The sequence below is a fragment of the Pseudomonas sp. UBA6310 genome (genome assembly GCF_002438225.1).
GTDB classification, from domain to species: Bacteria; Pseudomonadota; Gammaproteobacteria; order Pseudomonadales; family Pseudomonadaceae; genus Pseudomonas_O; species Pseudomonas_O kuykendallii.
Genome location: NZ_DJTK01000076.1, coordinates 50,548 through 70,919, shown reverse-complemented (window position 1 = coordinate 70,919; position 20,372 = coordinate 50,548). Strand labels below are relative to the sequence as shown.

The 20,372-nt window shown below is 61.2% G+C and carries 18 protein-coding genes; 13 read left to right on the top strand and 5 right to left on the bottom strand.

Features of this window, described 5'->3' with window-relative positions:
- Positions 1-81 precede the first annotated feature (81 nt).
- The 3 genes from B3E91_RS18860 to glnT all read right to left on the bottom strand — a co-directional run bounded on the left by B3E91_RS18860 (position 82) and on the right by glnT (position 3,084).
- On the bottom strand, positions 82-765 hold the full coding sequence (locus tag B3E91_RS18860) for a protein glxC (RefSeq protein WP_287030968.1): 684 nt from the start codon (positions 763-765) through the stop codon (positions 82-84).
- On the bottom strand, positions 762-1,676 hold the full coding sequence (locus B3E91_RS18855; protein WP_287030967.1) for a class II glutamine amidotransferase: 915 nt from the start codon (positions 1,674-1,676) through the stop codon (positions 762-764). The genes B3E91_RS18860 and B3E91_RS18855 overlap by 4 nt, the downstream gene beginning before the upstream one ends.
- 73 nt (positions 1,677-1,749) lie before the next feature.
- Positions 1,750-3,084, bottom strand: a complete 1,335-nt coding sequence (gene glnT, locus B3E91_RS18850) for a type III glutamate--ammonia ligase (RefSeq protein WP_287030966.1) — start codon at positions 3,082-3,084, stop codon at positions 1,750-1,752.
- A 245-nt stretch (positions 3,085-3,329) separates the two neighbouring features.
- Between glnT and B3E91_RS18845 the strand changes: the two genes are divergently transcribed.
- Entirely contained in the window at positions 3,330-3,929 is a 600-nt protein-coding gene (locus B3E91_RS18845; protein ID WP_287030965.1) for a helix-turn-helix domain-containing protein, read from the top strand.
- Between the two features lie 146 nt (positions 3,930-4,075).
- On the opposite strand, the gene B3E91_RS18840 is transcribed toward B3E91_RS18845, so the two are convergent.
- Together B3E91_RS18840 and B3E91_RS18835 are read right to left on the bottom strand one after the other, a co-directional pair.
- A complete protein-coding gene (locus B3E91_RS18840) occupies positions 4,076-6,016 on the bottom strand; it encodes an ATP-dependent nuclease (RefSeq protein ID WP_287030964.1) in 1,941 nt (646 codons plus the stop codon).
- 200 nt (positions 6,017-6,216) lie between these two features.
- On the bottom strand, positions 6,217-6,933 hold the full coding sequence (locus B3E91_RS18835; protein WP_287030963.1) for an IclR family transcriptional regulator: 717 nt from the start codon (positions 6,931-6,933) through the stop codon (positions 6,217-6,219).
- Between the two features lie 131 nt (positions 6,934-7,064).
- Between B3E91_RS18835 and B3E91_RS18830 the strand changes: the two genes are divergently transcribed.
- From B3E91_RS18830 to B3E91_RS18775, 12 genes are all read left to right on the top strand, one after another.
- Positions 7,065-8,360, top strand: coding sequence for an NAD(P)/FAD-dependent oxidoreductase (locus tag B3E91_RS18830; protein ID WP_287030962.1), 1,296 nt, complete (start codon positions 7,065-7,067; stop codon positions 8,358-8,360).
- 752 nt (positions 8,361-9,112) lie between these two features.
- Positions 9,113-9,979 carry a formyltetrahydrofolate deformylase gene (gene purU / locus B3E91_RS18825; RefSeq protein WP_287030961.1) on the top strand — a complete coding sequence of 289 codons (867 nt, stop codon included), beginning with the start codon at positions 9,113-9,115 and terminating at the stop codon, positions 9,977-9,979.
- Positions 9,976-10,854: a bifunctional methylenetetrahydrofolate dehydrogenase/methenyltetrahydrofolate cyclohydrolase FolD gene (folD, locus tag B3E91_RS18820; protein WP_090228012.1), complete on the top strand. Its 879-nt coding sequence runs from the start codon at positions 9,976-9,978 to the stop codon at positions 10,852-10,854. Before purU ends, folD begins: the two co-directional genes overlap by 4 nt.
- Complete coding sequence (locus B3E91_RS18815) at positions 10,854-12,095, top strand: FAD-dependent oxidoreductase (protein ID WP_287030960.1); 1,242 nt, start codon at positions 10,854-10,856, stop codon at positions 12,093-12,095. Before folD ends, B3E91_RS18815 begins: the two co-directional genes overlap by 1 nt.
- A 13-nt stretch (positions 12,096-12,108) precedes the next feature.
- Entirely contained in the window at positions 12,109-12,405 is a 297-nt protein-coding gene (locus B3E91_RS18810) for a sarcosine oxidase subunit delta (protein ID WP_287030958.1), read from the top strand.
- Positions 12,402-15,299 (top strand): 2Fe-2S iron-sulfur cluster-binding protein, encoded by a 2,898-nt coding sequence (locus tag B3E91_RS18805; RefSeq protein WP_287030957.1) that lies wholly within the window; start codon positions 12,402-12,404, stop codon positions 15,297-15,299. Before B3E91_RS18810 ends, B3E91_RS18805 begins: the two co-directional genes overlap by 4 nt.
- A 2-nt stretch (positions 15,300-15,301) precedes the next feature.
- Positions 15,302-15,976, top strand: coding sequence for a sarcosine oxidase subunit gamma family protein (locus B3E91_RS18800; RefSeq protein ID WP_287030956.1), 675 nt, complete (start codon positions 15,302-15,304; stop codon positions 15,974-15,976).
- A gap of 49 nt (positions 15,977-16,025) precedes the next feature.
- Positions 16,026-16,796, top strand: a complete 771-nt coding sequence (locus B3E91_RS18795) for an IclR family transcriptional regulator (RefSeq protein ID WP_287030955.1) — start codon at positions 16,026-16,028, stop codon at positions 16,794-16,796.
- Between the two features lie 587 nt (positions 16,797-17,383).
- Positions 17,384-17,875 (top strand): gamma-glutamylcyclotransferase family protein, encoded by a 492-nt coding sequence (locus B3E91_RS18790; protein WP_287030953.1) that lies wholly within the window; start codon positions 17,384-17,386, stop codon positions 17,873-17,875.
- Positions 17,876-18,013: 138 nt separating this feature from the next.
- A complete protein-coding gene (locus B3E91_RS18785) occupies positions 18,014-18,364 on the top strand; it encodes a hypothetical protein (RefSeq protein ID WP_287030952.1) in 351 nt (116 codons plus the stop codon).
- Between the two features lie 87 nt (positions 18,365-18,451).
- Positions 18,452-18,910, top strand: a complete 459-nt coding sequence (locus B3E91_RS18780; RefSeq protein WP_287030951.1) for a hypothetical protein — start codon at positions 18,452-18,454, stop codon at positions 18,908-18,910.
- A gap of 407 nt (positions 18,911-19,317) precedes the next feature.
- A complete protein-coding gene (locus B3E91_RS18775; protein WP_287030950.1) occupies positions 19,318-19,974 on the top strand; it encodes a hypothetical protein in 657 nt (218 codons plus the stop codon).
- The last annotated feature ends 398 nt before the right edge of the window (positions 19,975-20,372 follow it).

The following is a 20,372-nucleotide window of genomic DNA, read 5'->3' as shown; positions in this document are numbered from 1 at the left end:
CGCTCCTCGAAAGATGTCACCCGTGGGAGCGCGCGGGACGCCTGGTCCGGGCACGCTGGTCCGCTCCCACAGGGAAGTTGGTCAGTACGCGCTGGCGTTATCGACCTTGAAGTTGTACAGCTGGCGAGCCGAGCCGTAGCGTTTGAAATCGGCTGCGTTTTCCTGGAAGCCGGCGCGATTGAGCAGCGCCTGCAGCTCCTCGATGTGCTCGGCACGCATCTCCTTCTCGATGCAGTCCGAACCCAGCGACTCGACGCTGCCTTTGACGAAAATCCTGGTTTCGTACAGCGAATCGCCCAGCGCATCGCCGGCATCGCCACACACAACCAGCCGTCCGGCCTGGCCCATGAAGCAGCTCATGTGACCGATGCTGCCGCCGACCACGATGTCGATGCCCTTCATGGAAATGCCGCAACGTGCGCCGGCATCGCCTTCGATGACCAGCAGGCCGCCATGGGCGGTCGCACCGGCCGCCTGGGAGGCGCTGCCCTTGACGCGCACATAGCCGCTCATCATGTTCTCGGCGCAGCCCACGCCGACGTTGCCATGCACGGTGACCGAGGCCTTCTGGTTCATGCCCGCGCAGTAATAGCCGGCATGCCCCTGGATATCGATGGAGATGGCTTCGTTGACGCCGACCGCCAGGTTGTGGGCGCCGTTGGGATGGGTCACGACCCACTCGCGCTCGTCGACAGCCTGGGCCTGGTCGTGCAGGGCCTGGTTGAGGTCACGCACGCTGGCGCTGGAAAGATCGATGGTTTTCATGCTGCGTGCTCCTTCTTGCGTTCCCAGATGTACAGGGTGGCGGGAACCGGTTCCCAGACCTTGGCCTTGTCGATGCCCGGCAGGCTCGACAGCGCCTGGTATTCCGAGGCCATGGCGACGTAGTCTTCGGTCTCGGCGAGGATCGCCGGCTTGCAGGCGATCGGGTCGCGAATCACCGCAAAGCCGTTGCGGGTGCCGATGGCGAAGGTGAAGAAACCGTCCAGCGCCTCCAGCGAGCTGTCCAGCGCCTGCTTCAGCGAGTCACCCTGCTGCAGGCGCCAGGCCAGGTAACCGGCGGCGACCTCGGTGTCGTTCTCGGTCTCGAAGTGGATGCCTTCGCGGCGCAGTTCCTGGCGCAGGCGGAAGTGGTTGGACAGCGAGCCGTTGTGCACCAGGCAGAGGTCTGCGCCGGTGGAGAACGGGTGGCTGCCTTCCATGGTCACCGCACTTTCGGTGGCCATGCGGGTGTGGCCGATGATGTGGCTGCCCTTCATCGAAGCCAGGCCGAAGCGTTCGGAAATCTCCCGCGGCAAGCCCATGCCCTTGAGAATCTCGATGCTCTGCCCGGCGCTCATGATGCGCACGCTCGGCGCCAGCTCGCTCAACGCGGCGCGTACGGCGCCTTCTTCGGCCTTGATCTTGAGCACGATGGCGCTGGCGTTCTGAAACCAGTCCAGCTCGGCGCCGAGCTTTTCCCCCACGGCCTTCACCAGGGCCGCGAAGTCATAACCCTCGGTGGTCGCCTGCAGGGTCAGCTTGACCCAGCCATCGGCCACTTCATCGCCATAGATGGCAAAGCCGGCACTGTCCGGGCCGCGGGCGGTCATGGCCTCGAGCATCGGCTCGAACAGCTTGCCGAGCTGCGATTCCAGCTGCGGATTTTTCAGGTAAAGCCCCACGATTCCACACATAGCTAAAACTCCTGGGCAGAAGGCGCCCTACCCATGGGCGGGCGCCGGAAAACGGTTGAACGAAGAGGTCGGATCAGAAGAATTCGGTGTAGCGCTTGATCTCCCAGTCGGAGACGTGGCGGCTGTACTCCACCCACTCCATGCGCTTGAGCTTGATGAACTCGCCGACGATCTCCTTGCCCATCACCTCGGCGAACAGCGAGTCGGCTTCCAGCGCATCGCAGGCTTCCTTGAGGGACTGCGGCAGGGTCTTGATGCCTCGCGCGGCAATGGCTTCGAGGCCCAGCGCGTAGAGGTTTTCGTTGCAGATCTGATCGGGCATCAGCTGGCGGTCGATGCCGTCGAGCCCGGCGGCGATGATCGCGGCGCTGACCAGGTACGGGTTGCAGCCAGCGTCCGGCAGGCGGAACTCCAGGCGGCCATAGGGCACCCGCACCATCGCCGAGCGGTTGTTGGCGCCAAAGGCGATGAACGCCGGCGCCCAGGTGGCGCCGGACAGCGAGTTGCCGACCACCAGGCGCTTGTAGGAATTCACCGTCGGCGCGGCGAAGGCGCACAACGCCGGGCCATGGGCCAGCAGGCCGGCGGCGAAGTGATAGGCGAGCTTCGACAGGCCCATGCCGTTCTTGTCACTGGCATCGAAGAACAGGTTCTTGCTCTCGGCACTGGCGAGGGACAGGTGGAAGTGCATGCCGTTGCCGGCCCGCTTCGGGTCCGGCTTGGGCATGAACGAGCAGATCATGCCCAGGTCGTTGGCGATCTCGCCGGCGGCCATGCGGAAGAAGGTGAAGCGGTCCGCCGACTCCATGGCATCGCTGTAGGTGTAATTGATCTCGAACTGGCCGTTGGCGTCTTCGTGGTCGATTTGGTAGATGTCGAAACCGACCGGCTGCAGCGCCTCCGTCAGCTTTTCCAGAAACTCGCGGGAGCGCGACAGGCCCTTGTAGTCGTAGCAGGGCTTGTCGAGGTTATCGCTGGCATCGACCAGTTGCAGCGTGCCGGACTCGTCGCGACGCATCAGGTTGAATTCCGGCTCCAGACCGGTATTGAGCGTCCAGCCGCGCGCCTTCAGGCGTTCCACTTGTTGCTGCAGTACATAGCGGCTGTCGTAGGGCCAGGGTTGCCCGTCGACATGCCCGATACACACGACCCGCCCGTAACCCGGCTGCCACGGTACGGGGATCAGCGTCGACAGATCGCCCTTGGCCATGAAATCCGGCCCGTGGGGCTCCATGCCCATGCCGCAGATGGCGAAACCCGCAAACCCTGCCCCCGCTTCCGCCACCGCCTCCAGGCCCGACACCGGCACCGATTTGGTCTTGGCCGAGCCATGGATATCCACGAACTGGGCAAGGACATACTTGATCGCGTGTTTCTCGATGACCTGTTGGGTTTCGCTTGGCAACATCACGTGGCTCCTGTCGACTCGGTGATTATTCCAATAAGGAAATTAACTTTCCCATTAAGAATGCAATCAACTTGCCAATCCCGGCCACCGCAGGCGAGAGCCAGACACCACGCGGGTTTTCTTCTATCCGCAGGGGAAAAGTGTTTTCATAGCAGGAAATTCACACCCCCTGGCATGCACCGTTGCAATGCAGCCTGATCATTCCTGGTGCGAATCTATTATTCATATTTAGAAAATGGCAGTGCATGAGCAAGAGCATAGAGACTCCACCCCGTTTACAGCTTGAGCAGTACCTGGGTATGCAGATTCGCCGCCAGCGCCTCGCCCAGGAATTGAAAATCGCCGAGGTCGCGCGCATTGCCGGCATCAGCCAGGGCATGCTAAGCAAGATCGAGAACGCCCAGGTATCCACCAGCCTCGACACCCTCAGCCGGCTCTGCGACGTGCTCGGCATGCCGATGTCCAAGCTGTTCAGCCAATATGATCAGCAAGGCAGCGGCGCGCTCCTGGTGAAAGCCGATGAAGGGCTCGAGGTGGTACGCCGTGGCACCGAGAAGGGCCATACCTATCATTTGCTGAACCACACCCGCGGGCCGAAGAAGAGCTTCGAGGCCTACATGGTCAGCATGGACGATGCCAGCGAGGAGTTTCCGACCTTCTCCCACCCGGGCACCGAGTTCCTGCACCTGCTCGAAGGCGAGTTGGTATACCGCCACGGCAACCAGCTCTATGCCATGCAGGCCGGCGACAGCCTGACCTTCGACGCCGAGGTGCCGCATGGCCCGGAACAGTTGGTGCAGGTACCGATTCGGCTGCTGTCGATCATGAACTACGGGAAGGATTGATCGAACAAGGAACCGCCCAGACTTTTAGACGCGTCGATAGATAAAAGGTATGGGCGGTTGGTTGGAGGCGAATGGCTGCAAGCGGCCAGAAGGGGACACTGCTCAGTGCTTATGACTCCCTAGACGGTTCTACTCGGCAATGCGAGTCAACCTCTAAATCGAGGCTCATCCTGCAAGCCGTGACCCGTAGCCCAACTCATTACGTTGGCAAGGAGAAGAGGCAAGTACCCTTGTGCAGCAATGTCTGCAGAGGGAAATGGATCGTGGGTATCAGCACTGAGCAACTCCGTAAGCAACTCCTGAACCCGTCCGGCGAGGGCGTCGTCCGACGACACGCGGATGTATGCGTTCAGCGGCTTATCTTTCGACTCCTCCTCACCACCAAGGAATCGCTCAAAATCTGGAATGCTCACTCGGTGACGCACGATTGAGCCTGACGCTCTAGCTGCCACTATCGAGGCTCTTATTTTCTCGTTTTCCGTCCACATTCCATTTGCAGTACGGTTCTTTTTATAGGGAGCATCAGCATCATGAACGATGCCGAAATTCATTTTGAAGTGAGCCAGTACTTTCACCAGCGGCGCCAGAATTGCCTTACCTCGAGCGCGGATAACGGTGACACGATCAATCAGATCGTGTTGTCGTTCGATAATCGAAGATAGGAAAGCCGCATGCTCTGTATCTCCTTCAACCAGTATCGGGTAGGAGCCGAAGAAAACTTCAGAGAAGCTCGGGTCTATGTGCTGCAGCGCTTGTAGTCTCCGCTTGTCGTCTGCTTCAAACTCAATTGCATCCGACCTATAGGTTCTAGGCGCAATTGGGCCGGCATCAGACGATCTTTCGAGGCGAACAATCGTCGTATGATCCTCGAACGGGTTTATGAAGTACGGAGAGTGCGTGGTGATCATCACCTGCCAGTCCGGGCTCTCCGCGAGCCGATACAGATGCCGTTGGGCAGCCCGTGCGGCTAATGGATGCAAGGCATTTTCCGGCTCATCGATAAGCAACAGATAACCAGGGAAGGCGGGGTCATCTGGGCTGTCGGGTATAGGCGCACCGGCCGCATGCGCCTCAAGCTGAGCGTTAACCTGGCGTAGCTCTTCTTCGACCTCTTGCCGCTGGGCATCCTTTGCCTTCACAAGTCTCTTTTTCAGATCAGCTTGTGTCTTATCCAGCACCTTCTTGTATTCAGCGCGAATTTCTTTGTTCCTAGTCAGCTCGTTGTGCACCTGCAGCATCGACCAGAACAGAGCACGCTGCGCACCCGCACCTTGCTGGGAAAGCTGGGTTTCTACTTCGCCATCCTTAACCTTTAGCTTCGAGCCGCTTTTTAGAAGCTCCGCAAGCTTTGGAACCAGCGGCGCAGTCCCTATTGCAAGCAGAATATCTAGACTGGGAAACACTCCCCTAAAACCTGCCGCGACTTGACCCGCGATCACGTTGAAATGCTGTTCATGGGCCCCGCCGATAGCACTTACGCGAGCAGATACAGCTGAAATGGCTCGGGCCAGCTCAGAACCCTCAGTCATCCGTTCCTGCTCAAGCGCTTCGATGAGAGGCGTCAGCGCCAATGCTAACAGCATGGCTTCCGTCTTCTCTGGGTCATCAAACGACCCAATTCTCAATGGTCGGGGCAAGCGTGCCCCGAAGACTGGATCGGCACCACCTGCTTTTCCGTCTGCCGCCCAGTCACCTTGTCCATTCTCCCCGGCAACCGGATCCCAAGTTGTTCGACTTTTTACGAATCCTGGAAAGCACCACTGCCATCGACTTCTGACAATTAGTAGTCCGTCACGCTCCGATTTCCACCGTGCATCCACGTTGCCAATGTTTTCGGGGATGTGCACCTCAAGCTGGATTTCTGACTCTTGGTCGTCAGCCGTATGCTGATAACGGTCACGGCTGGCATCGAAGGTGGTAGACCCTTTCGCTAGTTCATACGCTCGTAACACTGTGGATTTGCCAGAGTTATTCTTTCCTACCAAACACACGACGTTATCAAGTGCGACAGAGATACCTTCATTACCGATGCATCCGATGTTACGAACAAAGATACGGACAAGTTTGGAGCGATTTTCGCCAGGCATTTTTCGCCTCCTTGGACATCAGTCCTTCCCTGAAAGCCCTAAAAGCTGCTTCGACTGAAAATAGACCATTTCTAATAGAAGACATCGGCTTACCGATATCTGTCTTGAAGGGCCGCTTCTGGCCGTTTGCTGCCCCTTCCCACCCAAGCTCAGCCCTTACCACCTACTCAACTTACTAGCCAACACCTGCGCCTCCTCCCTCATCGCCCCGCCAACGCCTTGCGCCTCGCTTCTGTCATTCGCGGTCGCGCCAGAGCGCAACTAAGCGCCCCCAGCGCCGCGCCGTCGGCGATCACGATGGGCACCGCCAGGCCGGTGTAACCGGGTAACCGCCGATCCGCCAGGCCGCTGGCGAAGCCCAGGCGGCGCACGCTGTCCAGGCTGTCGATGATTCGTTCGATTTCCAGGCCGTAGTCCAGGCGCAACACCGCCGCGTTGTGCTGCAGGATCTCGTTGCGCTCGGTGCGTGGCATCTGCGCCAGCAGCACTTGCGAGGCCTGGCCCACGCCCATGGGGATGCGCCCACCGACGGCGCCGCTGTAGCTCTGCACCGGCTGTTCGCCCGTCAGCAGGTCCAGGCACAGCACGTGGTAACCGTCCGGTACCAGCAGGAAGAAGCTGTCGCCGAAACGTTGCGCCAGGCGCAGCAGCACCGGCCGCGCCAGTTCGCGGATGGCGCTGGCATTGCCGGCCTGGGCGCCGAGGGCGAAGAGTTCGTAGCCCAGCACGTAGCGCCCGCGTTGCGTGGCCGGGCGCACGAAGCCCTGGCGGCGCAGAGCCTTCAACAGGCGGTAGGCGGTCGGTCGCGAACAACCACACGCCTCGCACAGCTCATCCAGCGCGGCGCCCTGCACGCCTGCCGTCGCGACGCGGCGTAATAGATGAAAGGCCCGCTCCAGGCTCTGGGTGCCACTCATGCCGTTCTCACATGCTGATAAAGAAGTGCCGGCGAACACGGTGCAAGTTGCGCGCCGCCCTCTCCACGGCAAGCTCGACGCAGGTTCTTTCGGTGCGCACGGCGCATCCCACGTTGCCCTGGGGAATGTGCATGTACCCGCAGATCGAACGCGTCGATGGCGACAGCCAACTGCCCAGCGAAAGCGAGGTCGCCATCATCGGCGGCGGCATCATCGGCATCTGCACCGCCTACTGGCTGGCTGCGCGCGGCATTCCGGTGGTGCTCTTGGAAAAGGGCGTGATCGCCGGCGAGCAGTCTTCGCGCAACTGGGGCTGGTGCCGCAGCATGGGCCGCGACCTCGCGGAAATCCCCCTGGCCCTGGCCAGCCTGCAGCTATGGCAAACCTGGCAGGACGAGTGGCCCGGCGACCTCGGCTTTCGCCGCAGCGGCGTGCTCTATGCCTGTGAAACCGCGCAGCAGTTGCAGCAACAGGCCGACTGGCTGCAGGCCGCCCGCCACTACGGCGCCGATGCTCATCTATTGCAGCGTGATGACCTGCGCAACCACTGGCCGGATGGCCTGCGTGCCGGCTGGAGCGGCGCCCTGCACGCCCCTGCCGATGGCCGCGCCGAACCGCAGCAGGCCACGGCGGTGATCGCTCGCCAGGCACAACGCCTGGGCGCACGCGTGCTGACCGGTTGTGCGGTGCGCGGCCTGGATATGGAAGGCGGCCGCGTGGTCGGGCTGTTCACCGAGCGCGGTCGGCTGCGCTGCAACACCGTGGTGCTGGCCGGCGGCGCCTGGTCTTCGCTGTTCTGCCGTCAGCACGGCATCCGCCTGCCACAGCTCAAGGTGATCGCCTCGGTCCTGCGCACCGCGCCGATGCCCGGCGGCCCGGAGATCGCCGTGGGCGCCAGCCGCTATGCCTTTCGCAAACGCCTGGACGGCGGCTACACCATCGCCCAGCGCAACGGCAACCTGGCGCCTATCACTCCGGACAGTTTTCGTTATCTGCGCGACTTTCTTCCGGCACTGGGCAAGCAGTACCGCGAGCTGCGCCTGCGCCTGGATCACCACTTCCTCGATGAACTGCGCATGCCGCAGCGCTGGGCGATGGACCAGGCCAGCCCGTTCGAGAGCTGCCGGGTGCTCGACTCGCAACCCTCGGCGAGCATCCTTGGCGAAGCCCGCCGCGAGCTGGCCAAGGCCTTTCCGTTCTTTCGCGACCTGCAGGTGGCGCAGAGCTGGGCCGGGGTGATGGACGTGACCCCGGACGCGATCCCGGTGATCGGCCCGGTCGACAGCCTGCCGGGCCTGCTGCTCTCCACCGGCTATTCCGGCCACGGCTTCGGCATCGCTCCGGGTGCCGGGCACCTGCTCGCCGACCTCATCACCGGCGCCACGCCGTTGGTCGATCCCACGCCGTTCCGCTTTTCGCGGCTGTGACCGTAGGGTGCGCCGTGCGCACCAACAGGCAGCGTGGTAGCACCCGGTGCGCGCGGCGCACCCTACGCATGATCGCTCCGGGTGCCGGGCATCTGCTCGCCGACCTCATCACCGGCGCCACGCCGTTGGTCGATCCCACGCCGTTCCGCTTTTCGCGGCTGTGACCGTAGGGTGCGCCGTGCGCACCAACAGGCACCGTGGTAGCACCCGGTGCGCACGGCGCACCCTACGCACGATCGCTCCGGGTGCCGGGCATTTGCTCGCCGACCTCATCACTAGCGCCACGCCGTTGGTCGATCCCACGCCGTTCCGCTTTTCGCGGCTGTGACCGTAGGGTGCGCCGTGCGCACCAACAGGCACCGTGGTAGCACCCGGTGCGCACGGCGCACCCTACGCATGATCGCTCCGGGTGCCGGGCATTTGCTCGCCGACCTCATCACTGGCGCCACGCCGTTGGTCGATCCCACGCCGTTCCGCTTTTCGCGGCTGTGACCGTAGGGTGCGCCGTGCGCACCAGCAGGCACCGTGGCAGCACCCGGTGCGCGCGGCGCACCCTACGCACGTACCTGGGCTGCGATCCTGTTTCCCTTAAGGATAAAAAAATTCCTTACAGGCATGGACACGAAGAATCCGTTCGCTTATAAAAACCACCAACACGAAAAATATATTCGTAGCAGTTAATTATCTTCGCGAGCGAATAACCATTTCATTACTGAATATCTTCCTGCCGCCGCCCCCGCAGAGGACTCGACATGCAACACGCCCAGAACCAGTACGTGATCAACATCAGTTGCCCGGCCACCTCGGGTATCGTCGCCGCGGTGGCGTCGTTTCTTGCCGAGCATCAGTGCTACATCAGTGAGATGTCGCAGTTCGATGACGAGGTCAGCAGCACCTTCTTCATGCGCGCGGTGTTCCGCTTCAACACCGGCGTGACCGATGACCTGGCGAAGATCGAGGAAGGCTTCGCCGCGGTGGCCAGCACGTTCGACATGACCTGGGGCCTGTTCAGCACCAGCAAGCCCATGCGTGTGCTGCTGATGGTCAGCAAGTTCGACCATTGCCTGGCCGACCTGCTCTATCGCCACCAGAAGGGCGAGCTGAACATGGAGATCACCGCCATCGTCTCCAACCACCTCGACCTGCGGCCCATGGCCGAGCGCGAGGGCATTCGCTTCATCTACCTGCCGGTGACCAAGGAGAGCAAGAGCGCCCAGGAAGCCGAGCTGATGAAGATCGTCGACGAAACCGGCACCGAGCTGGTGGTGCTGGCGCGCTACATGCAGATTCTCTCCAACAACCTGTGCAAGCAGTTGACGGGCCGCGCGATCAATATCCACCACTCCTTCCTGCCCGGTTTCAAGGGCGCCAAGCCTTACCACCAGGCGTTCGAGCGCGGCGTGAAGCTAATCGGCGCCACCGCCCACTACGTCACCTCGGATCTCGACGAAGGCCCGATCATCGAGCAGGAAGTGCAGCGCGTGGATCACGCCCTGAAGCCCGATGACCTGGTCGCCATTGGCCGCGATACCGAAACCGTGGCGCTGTCGCGGGCGGTGAAGTACCACACGGAGCACCGCGTGTTCCTCAACGGCGACCGCACGGTGATCTTCCGATGAGTACCTTGATCGACGGCAAGGCCGCGGCCGCCCGCGTACTCGCCGAAGTGCAGGCGGAGGTCGGGCAACTGCAGGCCCAGGGCGTCGAACCGGCCCTGGCCGTGGTGCTGGTGGGGGACGATCCGGCCAGCCACGTCTACGTGCGCAACAAGGTTCTGCGCGCCGGTGAAGTGGGCATTCGTTCGCTCGAGTATCGCTTGCCGGCCGAAGCCAGTGCCGAGGCAGTGCTGGAAGTGGTCGCCGGGCTGAATGCCGACGCGGCCGTGCACGGCATCCTGGTGCAGTTGCCACTGCCCGGACACATCGACGAAGTGCGCGTGCTGCAGGCCATCGACCCGGCCAAGGACGTCGACGGTTTCCACAGCGAGAACGTCGGCGGCCTCAGCCAGGGCCGCCCGGTGCTCACACCCTGCACCCCGGCCGGCTGCATGCGCCTGCTGCGCGACACCCTGGGCGATCTGTCCGGCAAGCACGCCGTGGTGGTCGGCCGCTCGAACATCGTCGGCAAGCCGATGGCGGCGCTGCTGCTGGCGGCCAACTGCAGCGTCACCGTGCTGCACTCGCGCAGCATCAAGCCGGAGAAGCTCTGCGGCCAGGCCGACATCGTGATCGCAGCGGTCGGCCGCCCGCGGATGATCGGCGCCGACTGGATCAAGCCCGGCGCGGTGGTGATCGATGTCGGCATCAATCGCATCGACGAGAACGGCCGCTCGCGCCTGGTCGGCGATGTCGACTTCGACGCCGTGTTGCCGGTGGCCTCGGCCATCACCCCGGTGCCCGGCGGCGTCGGCCCCATGACCATCGCCCTGCTGATGCGCAACACCGTACTCGCCGCCCGGCAGCAGACCGGCCAGGCCCTTCAGGAGACTCGCTGATGCCTTTCTCGCTGCTCAAGTACGGCCTGTCGTCGGAGTATCCCGTCGAGGTCGACCTGCCCGCCCCCAGGGAGCTGAAAGCCGCCTATGACGTGGTGATCATCGGCGCCGGCGGGCATGGCCTGGCCACCGCGTACTACCTGTCCAGGTACCACGGCATCAGCAACATCGCGGTGCTGGAGAAGGGCTACCTGGGCGGTGGCAACACCGCGCGCAACACTGCGGTGATCCGCTCCAACTACCTGACCAGCGAAGGCGTGAAGTTCTACATCGAGTCGGTCCGTCTGTTCGAGAACCTCTCCAACGAGTTCGACTTCAACATCATGTATTCCGGCCGGGGCCAGCTCACCCTGGCCCACACCGACGCCACCGTGCGCGCGTTCCGCCAGCGCGCCGAAGTGAACAAGCACTTCGGCGGACGCACCGAGATGATCGACCGCCAGCAGATCCGCGAGCTGGTGCCGAGCCTCAACCTCGACCCCGGCCATATTCCGGTGCTCGCCGGCCTCTGGCACATCGACGGTGCCACCGCCCGCCACGACGCCGTGGCCTGGGGCTACGCCAAGGGCGCCGCCAAGCGCGGCGTGGAAATCCATCAGCTCACCGAGGTGCAGGACTTCGTCGTCGAGAACGAGCGCATCCGCGCCGTGAAGACCAACCGCGGCACCATCGCCTGCGGCTGCGTGGTGCAGGCAGTCGCCGGCACCAGCTCGCTGCTGATGAACAAACTGAAGATCAAGGCGCCGATCCACACCTACCCGCTGCAGGCGATGGTGACCCAGCCATTCAAACCGTTCCTCGATCCGCTGGTGAGCTCCTCGGCCCTGCATTGCTACGTGCAGCAGACCAGCCGCGGCGAGATCGTATTCGGCGGAGGCTCCGATCCCTACCCGCTGTACAACACCCGCTCGACCCTGGACCTCAAGGAAAGCCTGCTGGCCTCGGCCATCGAGATGTTCCCCTTCATGGCCAACGCCAAGCTGATGCGCCAGTGGGCCGGCATCACCGACATGACGCCCGACTACAGCCCGATCATGGGCCTCTCGCCCATCGACGGTTACTACCTCGACGCCGGCTGGGGCACCTGGGGGTTCAAGGCCACGCCGATCTGCGGCAAGACCATGGCCGAGCTGGTCGCCAGCGGCGGCAAGGTGCCGGAGCTGATCGCGCCGTTCGGCCTGGACCGCTTCAGCCGCTTCCAGCAGGTCAACGAAATGGGCGCCACGGCGGCCAGCCACTGACGGGTTACAGCCAATGAAGATCATGACCTGCCCGCTCAACGGGCCGCGCAACATCAGCGAGTTCACCTACGGCGGCGAACTCAAGCAGATGCCCGACCCGGGCACCTGCAGCGTCGCCGAATGGGCCGACTACGTGTTCAACAGCGAGAACCTGCTCGGCGTGGTCACCGAGTGGTGGATGCACACCCCCTCGAACTACTGGTTCCTGGCCGAACGCCACACCGGCAGCGACGAAATCCTGCGCACCTTCGACCCACGTGAACTGTTCGACCAGCGTGTCGATTTCGCCGCACCGGAGGCCGCCCAATGAACCGTCTGCCCGCTCCCATGGGCTTGCTGATCGACCGCAACAAGCCGCTGACCTTCAGCTTCGACGGCAACGCCTGCCAGGGCTTTGCCGGCGACACCGTCGCCAGCGCGCTCGCAGCTAACGGCCGCTGGCTGCTGTCGCGCTCGTTCAAGTACCACCGCCCGCGTGGCCCGCTGACCATGGCCGGCCAGGACGCCAACACCCTGGTGCAGTTGCCGGACGAGCCCAACGTGCTGGCGGACGAGTGCTCCCTCGCGGCGGGTCTCGCGGTTACGCCGCAGAACGTCAACGGCAGCCTGGAAAAGGACCGTGACGCGATCATCGGCACGTTCTCCAGGTTCATGCCGGTGGGTTTCTACTACCGCGCCTTCTACAAGCCCAAGGGCATGTGGAAACGCTGGGAACCGCTGATCCGCAAGAAGGCCGGCCTCGGCGTGCTCGACCTCAGGTTCGAGCCGACCTACCACGACAAGGCCTACCTGTTCTGCGACCTGGCAGTGATCGGCTCCGGCCCCGCCGGCCTGTCCGCCGCCCTGCACGCGGCCAACGGCGGCGCCAAGGTGCTGCTGATCGAACAGAATCCGGTGCTCGGCGGTTCGCTGACCTACGCCCGTTTCGGCCTCGACGCCAACGTCGCCCTGGGCCTGCGCGAGGAGCTGGTCAGTGCGGTGCAGGGCCATGCCAACATCAGCGTGCTCGACTCGGCGGTCTGCAACGCCTGGTTCGCCGACAACTACCTGCCGGTGATCCAGGGCAACCGGCTGTACAAGGTGCGCGCTAGGCAGTGCATCGTCGCCAGCGGCTCCTTCGACCAGCCAGTGATCTTCCGCAACAACGACCTGCCCGGCGTGATGCTGACCAGCGCCGCCCAGCGGCTGATGCGCCTGTACGCGGTCAAACCGGGCAAGCGCGCGGTGGTCCTGACCGGCAACGACGACGGTTATCTGGCCGCGCTCGACCTGCTCGACGCGGGTGTGGAGGTCGCCGCCGTGGTCGACATGCGCGAGCGCAGCGACACTCCGGGGCTGATCACGGCCGTGCAAGCCAAGGGCATTCCCTGCCACACCGGCCACACCGTGTATGAAGCGTTGGCCGGCAAGAACGCTCAGCACCTCGGCGCCGTCGACATCAGGCGTATCCGCGGGCAGGGCAAGGTGGCCGAGGCCAGCACGCGGATCGACTGCGACCTGCTGTGCATGTCCGCCGGTTACATGCCGGTCTATCAGCTGCTTTGCCAGGCCGGCGGCAACCTGCGCTACGCCGACGAGCACGCCGCGTTCTCGATCCAGAACCTGCCCGGCATCCTGCGCGTCGCCGGCTCGGTGAATGGCCGCCACGATCTGCAGCGCGTCCTAGCCGACGGCCAGCGTGCCGCCAGCGAAGCCCTCGCCGACCTCGGCCTGGAGGCGACCGCGGTAGCCGGTGCGGACAAGGACGACAGCCGGGTCAACTTCCCCTGGCCGATCTTCGCCCACCCGCAGGGCAAGGAATTCGTCGACTTCGACGAAGACCTGCAGATCAGGGACATCGTCAACGCCACTCGCAACGGCTACCGCGACGTGCAGCTGGTCAAGCGCTTCTCCACCGTCGGCATGGGGCCGTCCCAAGGCCGCCACTCGGCGCTGCCCACGGCGCGCCTGGTGGCCGATGCCACCGGCCGCAGCGTCAGCGAAACCGGCGTGACCACGGCGCGCCCACCGTTCACGGCGGAGAAGCTGGCGCACATCGCCGGCCGCGGCTTCGACCCCTATCGGCAGACCGCCATGCATCGCCGCCACATCGAACTCGGCGCCAAGCTGATGCCCGCCGGCGTATGGCAACGCCCGGCGTTCTACGGCAAGGCCGAAGACCGCGAAGCCTGCATGCAGGCCGAAGCCCGCCATGTGCGCGAGAAGGTCGGCCTGATCGACGTCTCCACCCTGGGCGGCCTCGACGTGCGCGGGCCGGACGCCGCCGAGCTGCTGGAGCGGATGTACACCTTCGGCTTCAAGAAACTCGCCATCGGCCGTACCCGCTACGCGCTGATGACCGCCGAGGATGGCGTGGTGATCGACGACGGCGTGGCCTGCCGCCTCGGTGAACAGCACTTCTACGTGTCGGCCACCACCAGCGGCGTTGATCGCGTGTACCGCAGCATGCTCAAGTGGAACGCCCAGTGGCGCCTGAACGTCGACATCGCCAACGTCAGCGCCGCCTTCGCCGCGGTCAACCTGGCCGGCCCGCTGTCACGCCAGGTGCTGGAAAAGGTCTGCACGGACGTCGACCTGTCGCCCGAGGGCTTTCCTTACCTCGGCGTGCGCGAGGGCAAGGTCGCCGGGATGCCGGCGCGGCTGCTGCGCGTGGGTTTCGTTGGTGAGCTGGGCTACGAAATCCACGTGCCGGCGCGCTTTGGCGAGCACCTGTGGGATGCGCTGATGGAGGCCGGTGCAGCCTTCGACATCCGTCCGTTCGGGGTGGAAACCCAGCGCCTGCTGCGTCTGGAAAAGGGTCACGTGATCATCAGCCAGGACACCGACGGCATGACCCACCCCGCCGAGATCGACATGGGCTGGGCCATCGGCCGCAAGAAGCCGTTCTTCGTCGGCAAACGCACCATCGAGATCCTCGAAGCGCAGCCGCTCAAGCGCAAGCTGGTGGGTTTCACGTTGCCCAAGGGCAGCAGCAAACCGCTGGAAGGCCATCTGGTGCTCAAGGGCGCGGACATCAGCGGCAACGTGACGTCCTGCGAGTACTCGGAAACCGTCGGCGCGATCATCGGCATGGCCTACGCCGGCGCCGACCAGGCCACGCCCGGCATGCAGATCCCGATTCGCGTGGAAGGCGGCGAAGTGGTCCAGGCCACCGTGGTGCAGCTGCCCTTCTTCGACCCTGAAAGCAAACGCCAGGAGCTGTGACCATGAGCCTGACCATTCGCGAGCATGCTGAACGCAGCCCCATTTATGACCTGCACGGCGCGGCGCCGCTGACCCTGCTGGGCGAGCGGCTGTTCGTCGCCGGCTCCAGGGACGACGGCGAGCAACTGCAACGCTGCGCGCTGATCGACCTGAGCAACCTGCCGCGGGTCGGTTTTCGCGGCACCGACAGCGCAACCTATCTGCAGAACAAGGGTTATCAGCTGCCGGACAAGCCCAACCAGGCCTGCCTGCAAAGCACCGGCGAGCAGGTGCTGCGCCTGTCGCAGACCGAATACTTTCTGCTCGGCAGCCTGACCGATGGCGGCGCCCGCATCGCCGCAGACGAGGCCGGCTGGCACTACGACGAGCGCCAGGCCAATTACCTGCTGCCCCGCCAGGACAGCCATGCCTGGCTGGCCCTGACCGGCGCGCACCTGCCGGAGCTGTTCGCCAAGGTCTGCGGCGTCGACCTGCGCGCAGAAGCCTTTCCGCTCGGCGCCGTGGTACAGACCTCGGTGGCGCGCCTGAACGCCATCGTGGTCAATGCCTGTACGGCGACCCTGCCGGTCTTCCATCTGCTGTGCGATCGCGCGTCCGCGCACTACCTGTGGGGCGCGCTGCTGGACGCCATGGACGAGTTCGGCGGCAAACCGGCGGGCATCGAGGCGCTGCGTTAAGCGCCGGTGACCGTCGCCATGCCCGAGCCATCAATGACAGAGATCCGCCATGGCCGCCGATAAAGAAGAGCTGACCGACTACCGCGTTCCCGCGCTGCAACGCGGCCTGAGCATCCTGCAGATGTTCAACGCCAGCGAGCGCAGCCTGAGCAGTAACCTGATCGCCGAGCGCCTGGGCGTCAGCGTCTCGGCCATCTACCGGATTCTGGTCACGCTCACCGACATGGGCTACCTGAACAAGCTGGGCACCAACAGCTACGAACTCGGCCCGCAGGTGCTCTGCGACGGCTTCGCCTACCTGGCCAGCCGTGACCTGGTGGATATCGCCATGCCGCACCTGAACGCGCTGAGGGACCGCACCTCGCTCTCCTGCCACCTGTCGGTCCGCGAACAGACCGACAGCTTGTACATAGGCCGGGCCTTCGCCGCTCAGCGCCTCTCCGTGAACATCCCCATCGGCACACGTATCGCCTGCCATTGCACGGCCATGGGTCGTATGTTGCTCAGCGATCTGGAGGCGACGGAAGTAGGTCGCCTTTACCAGCACGTGCGCCTGGATGGCTACGCACCGCCCGCGCCGAAAACGCTTCCCGAACTGCTGGAGTTGCTGGAACAGGACCGCCAGCGCGGTTGGGTGTTGCACCGCTCGGACTATTCGGCGGCCATCGCCTGCGCCATCCATGATCACCAAGGCAAGGTCGTGGCCGCCATCAACCTATCCGGCCCCGAGGCGGTGATGGATAACACCGCTGCCCAGGAACGCCTGCTCCTCAGCCTCCAGCAATGCGCGCAAGCGATCTCGCAACAATTGGGCGGCTAGAAACCGCGGCGTGGCGGGATACTCCGAATATCTTGGACCGATGCGTTCCGCGTATCGGCAACGAAGGAGAGACTCTGCAATCCAGCGGCGCGCCTCGGCCCTGATGTCGAGAATGGCCGCCGCCAGGACGTCACCGCTTCCCGAAACAGGCCATGCGGGGTAATCCCAGGGGAGCGGACCGGGCAAGCGAAGCGATTTCCTCCCCGATTCCCCATAAAGGAAAGGCGTTAACCTCTGGCGCTTTTGATAGTGGCGGAAAGATAGGATTTGAACCCGTTTCGAGCGCCGTTTGTAGGTGGCCTACGTTGGTAAAAACCAGCTATTACGTGCTTTGCGTAGCGCTGGTTCTGGTCGCCGCCGGCGTTCCATAGGCAGTGATTTCGACGCCATGGCTGCCGGGCATTGTTGTCCGCCTCATCTGCAAGCTAATCTCGGTCAACCGCCAGCTTGCTGGCAAAGGGACTTGCAGAGCTGAGGCCGGTGTATACCCCCTTCTAGCGCATGCCTAGAGCCGTACGCTAGATCCGCATTTTCAGGTTGTTATGCACCAATTGGTATTTATTTATAGTTAACTGTTCAGGAGGGTTATGTACTACTTCGCGTATGGGTCGAATATGTCACGCTCTAGACTAAGAGAACGGGTGCCAAGCGCAGAAAATCTTGGTTATTTCATGAGTGAGCACGACTTAAGGTTTCACAAATCCAGCAAAGATGGATCAGCTAAGTGCGATGCATATTTCACATCAGACGGTGAAGATGCCGTATACGGCGTTCTATTCAAAATTGATCCAAAAGAAAAGTCAGCTCTAGACAAAGCTGAGGGCCTTGGACATGGATATAATGCAAAGGAAGTAACGGTTACTGATCATAGCGCTTTTCCAATAACAGCAATAACCTACGTTGCCATGGATATCAATGAAAGCTTAAAACCGTACACATGGTACGTAAACCATGTTCTAGTAGGTGCAAGGGAAGCATCACTCCCATCGGATTACATTGAATCTAAAATCACCTCGGTCGAAGCTATCGAAGATATTGATAAAATAAGGGACGCAAAGCAACGTGCAATCCACAGCTAACAATTGTTTCAAATTTTCGCTTCGCTCACTTGGGACGGATAAAGCCGGCCCCTTAACCAAACTTTAGCTATACAGGAGAGACTCGTGCAACCGAATTACTGGGTCGTAGGCGCTATGTGGGGCGGAACGGAAGACGTCTTGGACAAATTCCTCAAGCGTGGCTACTGGTACTGCTGGGACATCGGCGAGGAATCCGGAGCAGAGTCAGACGCGGGGAACTCGGTAGCTACTCAGCGAGAGCGATTTAAGAAAATAGAGATTGGGGACCGCATCGCGGTCAAGAAAATGCTCGGTCAAGGCGCAACAGAGATCGAGATACGCGCCCTAGGAATTGTAAAAGACGTAGATCCGAAGGAATGGCGCGTCTACGTCAGCTGGATTACTGGTGCAGAGTTTTCCCGCCGCGTTTCTATCAAGGGCTGCGCCGCATCGGTTCATGGGCCATTTCAAGGTAATGATCGCTGGGTGCATGAAACGTTCTGCATCTAGCACACCTAACAATTCATTCAAGCCGATATCGCTTCGTGGCATGGCTTAATTCAATCGTTAGCGCGAATAAATTACTGGAGACGTCTGATGTGGAATCAATTCATTGCAAGCCTACATACTCCAGGAAGAATTGAATTTGGAGCGCACCAATTAGAACGAAATGAAAAAGGGAAAACTTGGCGTAGGCATGACAACCGTAGCCGCTTTGTAAATTTGTCCAATGCTTTATTCAGCGACAAAGGCGCATACGCTGCTTGCACAGGAACTTCTGATTACCCTAAAAGAATGTACTCAGCCACTGGAAGACTGATCATACCTTATGTATCAGCATGGATTCATAACGAAGAATTCGCAATTCTTGTGAGGTCAGCCACGCCATTACCTGAGTCTGTCTTAATAAATAGTACCTTTGTGGATAATTTTGCACCAGAAAGTGATATTGAGGCATTACAAGCTCTGGCCTGCTTATTCGGTCGCGGAGCCGAAGAGCATGGAGTGAAGTGGCTTTCACATACATCAATAGAAGAACCAGTAAATCTGCGCTAACAGCTCATTTAAATCATGAGCTTCGCTCACTGGAACGGGCTAAAGCCCGCCCCTTAGCAAAACGTTAGGCGCTATTAATTTTTAATTCGGTGCAAAACATGGCAGTTGGCTTCGTCACCGCCCATTCTGCATTTCTCCCACAACAATTGTGCTATCTGAAAACTCGCCGTGATCCTCGTGCGGGCTATCGCCCCATCATCGCCCTGGCTGACGCACATACGCCGTGCACAAGTGTTTCCCTGCCTTGCCGTTCACGCTTGAATCTCCGTAGCGGCTCGGTCATCGTGCCGCAACGACCAACGCTCGGCCTCAGGCATCTCTGCCTAACAACTGGTTCAAGGCCGCTCGCTTCGCTCACTGGAACGGGCTAAAGCCCGCCCCTTAACCAAACGTTAGCTGAAGGAAAGATGCGAGACCTTCGAGGAACCCAAGTAGTCGCAGAAGACTTAAAGCGGCTATATATAGAGATCAACACCTCCAGAAGGTATCCATTCAAATTCCGGCAAGCTTTTGAGCAATACATTTACAAAAGCCAGCAACTGACAGAAACCATGCGAAAAGAATTTAAATCTCTTACTGGCAAAGAATGGGCAGCTAAAGACTTCCGCGGCTGGAACCCGTGCACCGAAATACTGAAAGCTTTAAGAAATTCGACATACCACGGCTATCCTCTAGCACTTCATTGCTGCGCCATTTCTGTATATGAAGGCATTGAATTTGAAACCGATAGTAAACCTCTAAGTGAAATCACTCTAATTAGAGGTTACAGAATCATGAAATCCACTTTATTTGCTGAGCTACCCTTCGATGAAGAGGTTTGCCCAATGAGCGCTGGCTATCCTATAAAGCATGCTCGTCCCGGATGCTCTACGCACGCTTTCCCTTTAAAAGACTTCGTGAGCTATGAGCTCACCTGGGGGCTTCTTGATGAAGGAGTCCGAAAAGCCACAGATAAAGCAGGAACCACCGACGCGGTAAAAATCACACTACACAGCTACTCAGCTTTATCTGCATATATCAAATACTATGAACACGTCTTGGATCAACACCGTGCACACAGCTAACAATGCGCTCAAAGCGCTCACTTCGTTCGCTAGGACGGCGTTCCGCCGCCCCTTAGATTAATCGTTAGGCAAACTTAAGATGAATATTTGCGACCCAAACAAAAAACCAGATTTTTCCATCTGCCCTGAACAGTATTGCTTCAACTGGTGCCCTCCAAAAGGAAAGGCTGATCTATCTGGAGAAACATATGCTTCTCTTGAATAAGCCATTTCGATTAGCAAAAGCTGCGTCACACATGGTCGATGCGCTGCTTCATTCGGCCCGTGCCGTCGATACACAAAGAACCAATCAGACAAAGACTTTTACGAACCATGTGAACCGCCGTGTTGTTCATCCCTGATTATTTCCTTCGGACCATCCCCTAGCCGCTTCTTGCGTGATTGCTATCCCGCGCTTT